This window comes from Achromobacter sp. (genome assembly GCF_036567245.1).
Classification (GTDB): Bacteria; Pseudomonadota; Gammaproteobacteria; order Burkholderiales; family Burkholderiaceae_B; genus Achromobacter.
This window is the reverse complement of the sequence record NZ_DATCUY010000385.1, coordinates 1-9412: the sequence shown is the minus strand read 5'-3', so window position 1 is coordinate 9412 and position 9412 is coordinate 1. Positions and strand designations below refer to the sequence as shown.

The following is a 9412-nucleotide window of genomic DNA, read 5'->3' as shown; positions in this document are numbered from 1 at the left end:
TTCGGGCGTGAGGCCGGCTGCCTCGGCCACTTCGGCCAGATCGGGGCCATGTTCGCCGCCGTAGCAGACCGGGATGTCGATCTCGCGTCCGCCCAGGGCGTCGGCGGCGATGCCTTCGGACAGCAGTTGTCGGATGCGTTCGGCCAGTTGCGCGTAAGTGGGGCCGCCGCTGGCGCCGGGACGATAGTGCACCGCCACCGCGACGAACGAAGGCACCACGTCGGTCACGCCGGCAAGCCGCGCATCGCGCAGCTTGCCGGCCGCGGCCAGACAGGTTCTGCCCACGGCTGCGTCGATCTGGTCGCCAAAGGAAACGATCAGGCAGCGGTCACCCTGCGGCAGGATGCGCCAGGAGGTTTCGGCCGGAGAAGGAGGTTCTGAATTTGCGTTCAACGACACGAAACCTGTAGAGACGGATTACTTGGCGAACAGCGAATCCATGTTCTTGAACGCCTTGAATTCCAGCGCGTTGCCCGACGGATCCAGGAAGAACATGGTGGCTTGTTCGCCCACTTCACCCTTGAAGCGGATGTAGGGCTCGATGACGAATTCGGTGCCCGCGTCGGTCAGCCGCTTCGCCATCGCTTCCCATTGTTCCATGGAAAGCACCGCGCCGAAATGGCGCACCGGCACATTGTGCGAATCCACGGCGCTGGTGGCCTTGTGGCCGCATTCGCCGGGCGCCAGGTGGGCGACGATCTGGTGGCCGTAGAAGTTGAAGTCGATCCATTCGGGCGAGCTGCGGCCCTCCGGACAGCCCAGTTTTTCGCCGTAGAAGGCGCGGGCTTCGGCCAGGTCACGGACCGGGAAGGCGAGGTGGAACGGCGGCAGGTTGGTTTGAGCGGTCATGGAAGGCTCCGGGTCAGGCAAAGGAAAAATGATCGATCAGATTGCGGGCCGTCGCAAGACTGCGCAGGCCTAGCATCAGCACTTAGTTTAAGTATTGTTTTTTTGATTGAAAAACGATATTTTTCGTGTCTTAGCATCGAAATTATTGATCGTGATCAAAGAGTTCAAGACCTTTCTGGCGGTGGCGCGGGACGGCACCTTCACGGGCGCCGGCGCTCAATTGGGGCTGACCCAGTCGGCGGTCAGCGCCCAGATCAAGCGCCTGGAGGAATACCTGGGCGTGGCGCTGTTCGACCGCAGCGCCCGCGCGGCCGTGCTGAACATCCATGGGCGCGAGATGCTGCCGCAGGCCGAGGAACTGGTGGCGATGGCTGAGCGCATGGCGGCCACGGCCAGCGCGGGACATGTAAGCGGATCGCTGCGCATCGGCGCGATTGCCTCGGTGCAGCAGGATCTGTTGGTGCAGGCGCTGGGAGAGTTCCGGGCGGGCTATCCCGACGTGCGCGTGCGGATCGTGCCTGGCGTGTCGCTGTCGCTATTGGGGCAGGTGGACGCGGGTGAGGTGGATATGGCGCTGCTGATCCGGCCGCCGTTCGCCTTGCCGCCGGAATTGGGCTGGCAGCCGCTGCTGCGCGAGGAAATGGTGCTGGCGACGCCAGAATCGATGCCGCCGGCGCCTTGGCGCGAGCTGCTGGCCACGCAGCCGTTCATCCGCTACGACCGGGCCTCGTTCGGCGGACGGGGGGTGGATCTGTTCCTGAAAAAGCAACGCATCAGGGTGCACGAGGCGGTGGAACTCGACGAGATCGAGGCCATCGCCAATATGGTGCGGCACGGCCTGGGGGTGGCGCTGCTGCCGCGCTTGCTGGGGCTGGATCTGGACAGCTTGCGCCTGGTGTCGCTGGACGAGGCGACCTTTTACCGAGAGATCGGGATCATCGGGCGGCTGCCGTTCGATGCGGCAAGCGTGAGGGGCAAGATGGCGGAATGCCTGGTCCGTGCGGCGTCAGCTGCCGATGGCGCGCATCGTCTGCTTCGCTAGTTCTTGCGCTTGCGCCACAGGTAGAGGCCGCTGCCCAGGACCACGATCGTGATCAGGTCCAAGGCGGCCCAGATCAGCTTCAGCGGCAGGCCGGCGGTATCGCCATAGTGCAGCGGCCGCGAGAACTGCAGTACGCGCAGGTACCAGGGCATCTCTAGCACCGCCGTCAAGCGGCCGGTGCGCGCGTCCACCAGGACGCCGTCGAAGAGGTGGGCGGCCAGCGGCGTTTCACCCTTGGCCCACAGCAGGTAGTGGTGGGGCAGGCCCAGGCCGGCGTCCGGGAAGCGCAGGGACTCCACCACGCGGCCGGGGACGGCAGCCTGCGCGGTGGCGTAGGCCTGTTGCGTCGAGGCCAATTGCGCCGGGCCGGCGGGCGGATGGCCGTCGGCCGTCGCCACGGCGGCCTGGACGTCGTGGGACAGCCAGTAGCGGAAGAGCGGCACCGCCAGTTCATGGATGGCGCCAGTGACGCCCATCATCAGCGCCCAGACCAACGTGACGATCCCCAGGAGGTTGTGCAGGTCCAGCCACTTCAGGCGCTTGGCGCGTGTGGCGCGGACGGTGCCGAACGGGGTTTTCTTCATGTAGGGGTGATAGAGGACGACGCCGGAAATCACCGCCACCGAGAAAAGCAGGGCCATGAATCCCAAAAATAGCTGGCCGGGCAGGCGGGCGTAGAGATCGATGTGCAAGCGCGTCATGATGGTAATGGCGCGCGTGCCCAGGCCTTCGTCGGCGCTGTCCACGGACTGTTGCAGCAAGCCGCTGCGAGCGTCGTATTGCAGCCGGATCGAGGATGTCCCGGACGGAGCCTCGTCGTCGGGGGCCAGCGCCAGGATGACGCTGGGGGAATGGGTGGCCACTTCGACCTCGACGACGCGATGCGCCGGATGACGCTGGAGAGCCTGGGCGATCAGGCCGTCGAGGGTGGGTGCGGACGGGTCCGGCGCGACGCTGGGCCGGGACGGTGGAGCGTCGAGCCAGTCCACGATTTCGTCGTGGAAGATCAAGGGCAGGCCGGAGACGCAGACCACCAGCATGAAGAGAGTACAGACCAGGCTGGTCCATTTGTGGACCAGATACCAAGTCTTGCTGCGCACCGCCCGCGCGGACGATGAGCTCCCCGCAAGCAACCGCATCAGAACTCCGCGGTGACGGACAGCAGAAGCGTGCGTGGCGCGGCCACCGTCAGGCCTTCACGCGCGGCCGACAGCCAGTAGTGCTTGTTGAACACGTTCTCCACCGTCGCCCGCAAGGTGACCGGCGTACGGTTGATATTCATCGCGTAGCGCGCGCCTACGTCGAAACGGGTCCAGGCGGGCAGCTGCTGCGTGTTCGCCGCATCGACATACTGCGTGCTGGTGCGCAGCACGCGCGCCATCAGGGTCAGGCCTTGCGCGAAAGGCGTATCCCATTCCGCCGAGGCGTTGAACTGCCAGCGCGGCACGGCAGGCGCGACGTTGCCGTCGTTGACGCCGCCTTCCGTCTTGGTCAGGACGCCAGCGGTGTAGGCCACGCCGCCCAAGAGCCGGACGTGGCGCGCCGGCTCGCCCTGGACCAGGAATTCCATGCCGCGGTTGCGCTGCCTGCCGGATGCCTGGTAGCGCAAGGTAACCGGGTCCAGGTAAGCGCTGGGCTGCTCGATCTGGAACGCGCTCAAGGTGGTTGCGACGGTGCCGAAGTCGTACTTGACGCCGACTTCATACTGCTTCGAGACGCCGGGCTTGAAGGTTTCGCCTGCGTTCACGGCCTCGGCCGGCGCGGTGCCGCCCTGGCTCAAGCCTTCGATGTAGTTGCCGTACAGCGCCAGTTGCGTGGTCGGCCTCACCGTCAGCGCGAACGCCGGAGTGAGTGCGGATTTGCCGTAGTCCGACATGCGCTCGCCGGTCGCGGGGTTGTAGTTCACCGATTGCACGCGCTGCTGGCGCAGGCCGCCGGTCAGCTGCACCGCGCCGTCCATCGCCGAAAGCGTGTCGGCCAGCGCAACGCTGTATAACCGTGTCTCGCTGGTCTTGCCCAGATCGTTGGGCTTGGGGATGTTCGGCTTGGCCAGATCGGCCGGGTCGTACAGGTCGGAGAAAACCGTGGTGGTGGAACGCACCCGCGCCGACGAGTAATCGATATCGAGGAAGCTGGCCGACAGCACCGGTTCGTGCTTGATCGGGCCGGTATTGAAGCGGCCGCGGATGCCGACCTCGCCGGTCTTGCTCAACAGCCTTTCGTTCAGGCGGGCGGGTACGGAGCCGATCATGCCGGCCGAGTCGAGCATCAGCCAGGTGGTCTGCAGGCTTTCGAAATCGTGCTTGCGCGCGCCCAGTGCACCGTACACAGTCCAGTCGTCGGACAGGTCGTACTCGGCGCGCACGTCGCCGGTCCACTCCTTGGCTTTCCAGTAGGTCCATTCGGGGAAGAAATTGCGCTTCGGGTCCGGTGCATGGCCGATGTCCTCGCCCGAGGGGGGCGGGAATAGCAGGCCGCTACGCGCGTCGGTCACGCGGTTCTGGTAGTTGATGTCGCCTTCGATGCGGAAGCGGTTGCCGCGGTAGTCCAGGCCGAGAGAGATCGCGCCCATGTCCTCGCCGGCGCCGGAGATGTTCATGTCGCCGCCGCTGCGCAGCACGTTCAGGCGCACGCCGGTGCGCTGGTCTTCGCCGAAACGGCGGGCAATATCCGCCTGCAGGCCGAACTGGCTGTCCTCGAGATAAGACAGCGTCACGCGATTCAAAGGCTCGGCGCCGGCGCGCTTGGGCACCAGGTTGATCGAGCCGCCCACCGAGCCGTACGGCGCCATGCCGTTGAGCAGCGCGTTCGGACCGCGCAGCACCTCGACGCGCTCGATTCCTATCAACGAGGTGGAGTTGCGGGGGGAAATGCCATACAGGCCGTTATAGGCGACGTCGTAATTGAACAGCGTGAAGCCGCGGACATTGAATTCGTCCCGGCCGGCGCCGCGCGAGTAGGTATTGCGCACCGAGGGGTCGTTGAGCAGTATGTCGCCGATGTTCTGCGCCTGCTGGTCTTCGATCAGCTTGGACGTGTACGAGGTCACGCTGAAGGGCGTATCGAGGAAATCCCTGTCGCCGAGCAGGCCGATCCTGGCGCCGCGCGCGACCTCGCCGCCCGGGTAGGGTTCGTTGTACGCCGCAGTGGCGGAGGCGGTGACCAACACGGCGGGCAGGGTGGTTTCGGCGGATACGGGCGCGGGCCGCAGCGAGTAGCCGCCGTCGGCTTGGCGCAAGGCTTCCAGGCCGGTGCCGTTGAGCAGCTGCCGGAATCCGCCATCGACCGTATGGGTGCCGCGTACCCCGGGGCTGGTCTTGCCTGCCGTCATGGCTGCGGGCACGCTGAGAAGAACATTGGCCTGATCGGCATAGCGGCTCAGCGCGCCGGCCAGCGGGCCGGCGGGGACATCGTAGGCGCGGACCGAGGTGCTTGTGGCTGCGGGTCCGGCGGCTTGAGCATGGGCCGTGCCGACGCCGGCGCCTGTCATCAGGATCGCGCCCAGCAAAGCTTTGCGCGCCACGGCGGCAGGGCGTGGCAACCGGGAAATGGACGACACGGGATGGGTGGGTGGCGACAGGCGGCGCATGGAACGGCTTTCCTTGGAATGGAGTTGGGCAAGGAGAGGTCCACCGCTTACGGGCATGGGGCATCGGCCGGCCGTCACTGACCGGTATTGCCGCAGGGGTGTGGCAAAGGTCGGCGGGGTCCTCTTTCCCTGTTGATCGAACGAACGGGAGAAAAGCGAACCGCGCTGTGAATTTTTTTCGGAGGCGCGCTCACCGGGGGGCTAGCGTTACCCACCAGGGCAGTGTGCGCTGGATACGTATCGGCAGGTCCCGCGCGAGCATGGCCAGCGTGAAATCCAAGTCATTGGCCGGATAGCGGCCGACGACGCGCAGGCCGGCGATACGGGGATCGACGCCGACATGCCCGACGTGATAGCGGCCCAGTTCCGCGATGAGATCGGCGAGGGACAGGTTCTCCGCCAGGATCACGCCCCGCGACCAGGCTTCGCGCGCGGGATCGGCCGGGGCCGCCGCGGAAATATCGTCCGCGGTGTAGCGCCTTTGCTCCCCGGCCCTGACGAGCGCATTGCGGCCGGCAAGATTCTGGATGCTTACCTCCCCGTCATAGACCGCCAGCAGGACATCTTCGTCCGTCTGCCGCACCGTGTAACGGGTGCCCAAGGGCTGCACGCGGCCAAAGCGGGTATCGACGAAGAAAGGCCGTCGCCACGTGTCCTGGCCAGTTTCGACAAGAATTTCGCCGTCGGCCAGCGTCAGCAGACGGTGATCCTGGTTGAAATCGACGTTGATGGCGCTGCGGGTATTGAGCCAGACGCGGGTGTCGTCTGCCAGGACAATGCTGCGTTGCTCGCCGATGCCGGTGGCATAGTCGGAGCGCCAGGCGGTCACGACGGCGGGCAAAGGCGTGCGCCGCCATGCGAGCCAAGCCAGGATTCCCACGCCGCCCAGCGCCAGGATATGGCCGACGGCCCGGCGGCGCGACGGGGGGCGACGGGAGGCGACCTGTACCGCTTTTTCCGCGGCTTCGCGCTCACCGTCGTTGCGCAGCAGCGCAAAGCGCCGGCTGACCGCCATGACATGCGCCCAGGCGCGGTGGTGCTCCGGCCGCGCATCCAGCCAGCATTGCCAGGCGGCGTGCTGCCGGGAGCCGGCTTCGGCATCCTGCAAGACCGCATACCACTCGGCCGCCGCTTTCAGGCTTTCATAATCCGCTTGTACGGGGAGGGGGCCGTCCGCAAGGACCGGTCGGGGCGGCGCAGGCATGGTCAGGGCCGGTGGATACTGGACAAGGCCAGCCCGGCGTCGATCAGCGCCAGATGCAGCATGGCCTGGGCCAGGTACTTCTGCACCATGCGCATGGACACGCCCATATGGTCTGCGATCTCGCGGGTGGAAAGCCCATGTATCTGGGCCTGGATGAAGGCTGTGCGCGCCTTTTCCGGCAGGCGTCCCAGCCATTCGCCGACTTCCATCAGGGTTTCGATGACCAGCGACTGGTGTTCCGGAGACGGCGCATAGGCCACGGGCTGGGCAGCAAGGCTTTCCAGCCAGGCGTGCTCCACTTCCCGCCGCCGCCAGAGATCGGTGCATAAGCCTTGCGCCATGGCGCGCAGATAGGCTCGAGCGGCGCCCGCACTGGCAAAACCATCGGGCGCCGGCCTGACGATCAGGCGCAGGAAGGCGTCGTGTGCCAGATCGGCGGCGTCAGCGGCATTGCCCAACCTGCGGCGCAGCCATCCCAGCAACCAGCCGTGATGATCGCTGTATAGAGCGTGCAGGTCTTGCTGCACGGGGAGATCGGCGGCGGACATCGGGCGGACCCAGGCGCGACAGGTGCGCCCTATTTGGCAAGAGTGGGAATGGTTATCGTTTATAACTGAAGTCCGACGCATCGCGCAATGCCGATACGTTGGACTCTGGGCTGGTGTTGGGCCACGGCAGCAAAAAGGGCCCGCTTGCGCGGGCCCCTTGCCATCTCGGCAAACCTTACAGCCGGTCGCAGCGGACCGTGATCGGATGGTCGCGCAAGGTGGTCATGACGATGTCGTTGACTTCGCCTTCCACGTCGGTGATCACGTAGCCGATCTGGCCGCGGGTCTGCAGGGTCTGGCTGACGATGTTCAGGCCGTGCTGCGCCATCAGGTTGTCCAGCGTCCCCAGCGCGCCCGGAGCGTTGCGGTGCACGTGCAGGATGCGAGTGCCGCCGGCCGGTTCCAGATAGGGCAGTTCGGGGAAGTTGACCGCGCCCTTGGTGGTGCCGGCCTGCAGGAAGCGCACCAGCTTCTCGGCCACTTCGCGGCCGATGTTCTCTTGCGATTCCTGCGTGCTGCCGCCGATGTGCGGGGTCAGGATCACGTTGGGCAGGCCGATCAGCGGGCTGGCCAGCGGTTCGTCCGCGCCCTTGGGTTCGGTCGGGAACACGTCCAGCGCCGCGCCGGCCAGATGGCCGGAGGTAAGCGCCGCGTGCAGCGCGTCGATATCCACCACCGTGCCGCGCGAGGCGTTGATCAGGATGGCGCCACGGCGCATGCGGCCGATGGTTTCCGCGTTCATGATCTTTTCGGTGGTCTTGCCGCCCGGCACGTGCAGGGTCACCACGTCGGCCTGCTCCAGCAGGTCATTCAAGGTGGCGGCGGGCCGGGCATTGCCCAGCGGCAGCTTGGCTTCGACGTCGTGATAGACGACGCGCATGCCCAGGCTTTCGGCCAGCGTGCTGATCTGCGAGCCGATGTTGCCGTAGCCCACGATGCCCAGCGTCTTGCCGCGGGTCTCGAAGGCGCCTGAAGCGCTCTTGTCCCAGTGGCCCAGGTGCACGCGGGCGTTCTTTTCGGGAATGCGGCGCAGCAGCAGGATGGCTTCGCCCAGCACCAGTTCGGCAACCGAGCGGGTATTCGAGAACGGTGCGTTGAACACCGGAATGCCGCGCTGCATGGCCGCGTCCAGGTCGACCTGGTTGGTGCCGATGCAGAAGCAGCCCACGACGCGCAGGTCGGGGTTGCCGGAAAGCAGGGCGGCATCCAGATGGGTGCGAGAACGGATCCCCGCCACCTGGGCGCCACGCAGGGCGTCGCTCAGTTGCGACGCCGGCAAGGACGCGGCATGCGTGACGATGTTGGAGTAGCCGGCGGCTTCGAAGACGGCGCGGGCGCTCGGGTGGATGTTCTCGAACAGGACGATTTGTGCCATGACAGCCTGAGGGGTGGGTGAGGAATCCGTTTTATTGATTGTGGCCCATTTTTGCTGCAGTGCAAGGAGTAGCCATTGAGGCGGTGTGGATGAATTGTTTCAGGTGCGCAAACGACTCGGGCATCGCCCGCAAAAGGAGCGATGCCCGAACAGGACGTGGAGGGTTCGCGGGTTAACGGTAGGCCTGGAACACCTTGGCGCCGCCTTGCTTGTCGACCAGGACCACGTCGTGCGGCGTCTTGCGGCCGCCGTATTCAGGGCCGTCCATGCCGGGCGAGCCCAGCGGCATGCCGGGCGCGGCCAGGCCGGCGGCGTCGGGCTTTTCCAGCAGCAGGCGGCGCACGTCGCTGGCCGGCACGTGGCCTTCGATCGCGTAGCCTTCGACGGCCGCGGTGTGGCAGGAGCCGTAATTGGCCATGCCGGCGTTGCGGCGGATGGGGCCGGTGTCCTGGACGTCATGGGTGGTCACGGCGAAACCGCTGTCGCGCATGTGCTTGACCCAGTCTTCACAGCAGCCGCAGGTCGGGGTCTTCCAGACCTCTACCTTGACGGGCGTCTGGGCGGTGGCGAAAGCGGGCGCGCAAAGGGCAGCGGCAAGGGCCAGGCGGCGCGTAAGACGGGAAAGGTTCATGATGCTCCGTTGCGGGACGATGTGAGTGCAAGCGTACTGTAGAAGAACGGGAATGACCCCATTCTGTCCTGCACATTACGTCTTTGTAATGTTGGCCGCCGATGCATGGCCGTCCGGCGCGCGCAGCGTGATGCCGACCACGGTGCCGTGCGCGCCCGAGGCCGCATCGACCTC

9 protein-coding genes are annotated in these 9412 nt (G+C 66.1%); 1 reads left to right on the top strand and 8 read right to left on the bottom strand.

The window, feature by feature from the left end; genetic code table 11:
• The coding region (locus VIR09_RS16495) for a carboxyltransferase domain-containing protein (RefSeq protein ID WP_332013846.1) at window positions 1-393 on the bottom strand (393 nt) is incomplete at its 3' end.
• A gap of 24 nt (window positions 394-417) precedes the next feature.
• Window positions 418-849, bottom strand: coding sequence for a VOC family protein (locus tag VIR09_RS16490; RefSeq protein WP_207468932.1), 432 nt, complete (start codon window positions 847-849; stop codon window positions 418-420).
• A gap of 151 nt (window positions 850-1000) precedes the next feature.
• Between VIR09_RS16490 and VIR09_RS16485 the strand changes: the two genes are divergently transcribed.
• Entirely contained in the window at window positions 1001-1891 is an 891-nt protein-coding gene (locus VIR09_RS16485; protein ID WP_332013847.1) for a LysR substrate-binding domain-containing protein, read from the top strand.
• Here VIR09_RS16485 and VIR09_RS16480 read toward each other — a convergent pair.
• The 6 genes from VIR09_RS16480 to VIR09_RS16455 form a co-directional block, all read right to left on the bottom strand.
• On the bottom strand, window positions 1888-3030 hold the full coding sequence (locus VIR09_RS16480) for a PepSY-associated TM helix domain-containing protein (RefSeq protein ID WP_332013845.1): 1143 nt from the start codon (window positions 3028-3030) through the stop codon (window positions 1888-1890). The genes VIR09_RS16485 and VIR09_RS16480 overlap by 4 nt on opposite strands.
• Window positions 3030-5480, bottom strand: coding sequence for a TonB-dependent receptor (locus tag VIR09_RS16475; RefSeq protein ID WP_332013844.1), 2451 nt, complete (start codon window positions 5478-5480; stop codon window positions 3030-3032). The genes VIR09_RS16480 and VIR09_RS16475 overlap by 1 nt, the downstream gene beginning before the upstream one ends.
• 190 nt (window positions 5481-5670) lie before the next feature.
• Complete coding sequence (locus VIR09_RS16470) at window positions 5671-6684, bottom strand: FecR domain-containing protein (protein WP_332013843.1); 1014 nt, start codon at window positions 6682-6684, stop codon at window positions 5671-5673.
• A 2-nt stretch (window positions 6685-6686) separates the two neighbouring features.
• Entirely contained in the window at window positions 6687-7232 is a 546-nt protein-coding gene (locus tag VIR09_RS16465; protein WP_332013842.1) for a sigma-70 family RNA polymerase sigma factor, read from the bottom strand.
• A 175-nt stretch (window positions 7233-7407) separates the two neighbouring features.
• On the bottom strand, window positions 7408-8607 hold the full coding sequence (serA, locus tag VIR09_RS16460; RefSeq protein ID WP_332013841.1) for a phosphoglycerate dehydrogenase: 1200 nt from the start codon (window positions 8605-8607) through the stop codon (window positions 7408-7410).
• 172 nt (window positions 8608-8779) lie between these two features.
• On the bottom strand, window positions 8780-9238 hold the full coding sequence (locus tag VIR09_RS16455) for a DUF411 domain-containing protein (RefSeq protein WP_013391247.1): 459 nt from the start codon (window positions 9236-9238) through the stop codon (window positions 8780-8782).
• Between the last annotated feature and the right edge of the window lie 174 nt (window positions 9239-9412).

What these genes read in the sequence shown, in the direction of transcription:
- VIR09_RS16470 (WP_332013843.1), bottom strand. Translation starts at nt 6,684, where the DNA reads ATGCCTGCGCCGCCCCGACCGGTCCTTGCGGACGGCCCCCTCCCCGTA.
- VIR09_RS16455 (WP_013391247.1), bottom strand. Translation starts at nt 9,238, where the DNA reads ATGAACCTTTCCCGTCTTACGCGCCGCCTGGCCCTTGCCGCTGCCCTT.
- VIR09_RS16490 (WP_207468932.1), bottom strand. Translation starts at nt 849, where the DNA reads ATGACCGCTCAAACCAACCTGCCGCCGTTCCACCTCGCCTTCCCGGTC.
- VIR09_RS16480 (WP_332013845.1), bottom strand. Translation starts at nt 3,030, where the DNA reads ATGCGGTTGCTTGCGGGGAGCTCATCGTCCGCGCGGGCGGTGCGCAGC.
- serA (WP_332013841.1), bottom strand. Translation starts at nt 8,607, where the DNA reads ATGGCACAAATCGTCCTGTTCGAGAACATCCACCCGAGCGCCCGCGCC.
- VIR09_RS16475 (WP_332013844.1), bottom strand. Translation starts at nt 5,480, where the DNA reads ATGCGCCGCCTGTCGCCACCCACCCATCCCGTGTCGTCCATTTCCCGG.
- VIR09_RS16465 (WP_332013842.1), bottom strand. Translation starts at nt 7,232, where the DNA reads ATGTCCGCCGCCGATCTCCCCGTGCAGCAAGACCTGCACGCTCTATAC.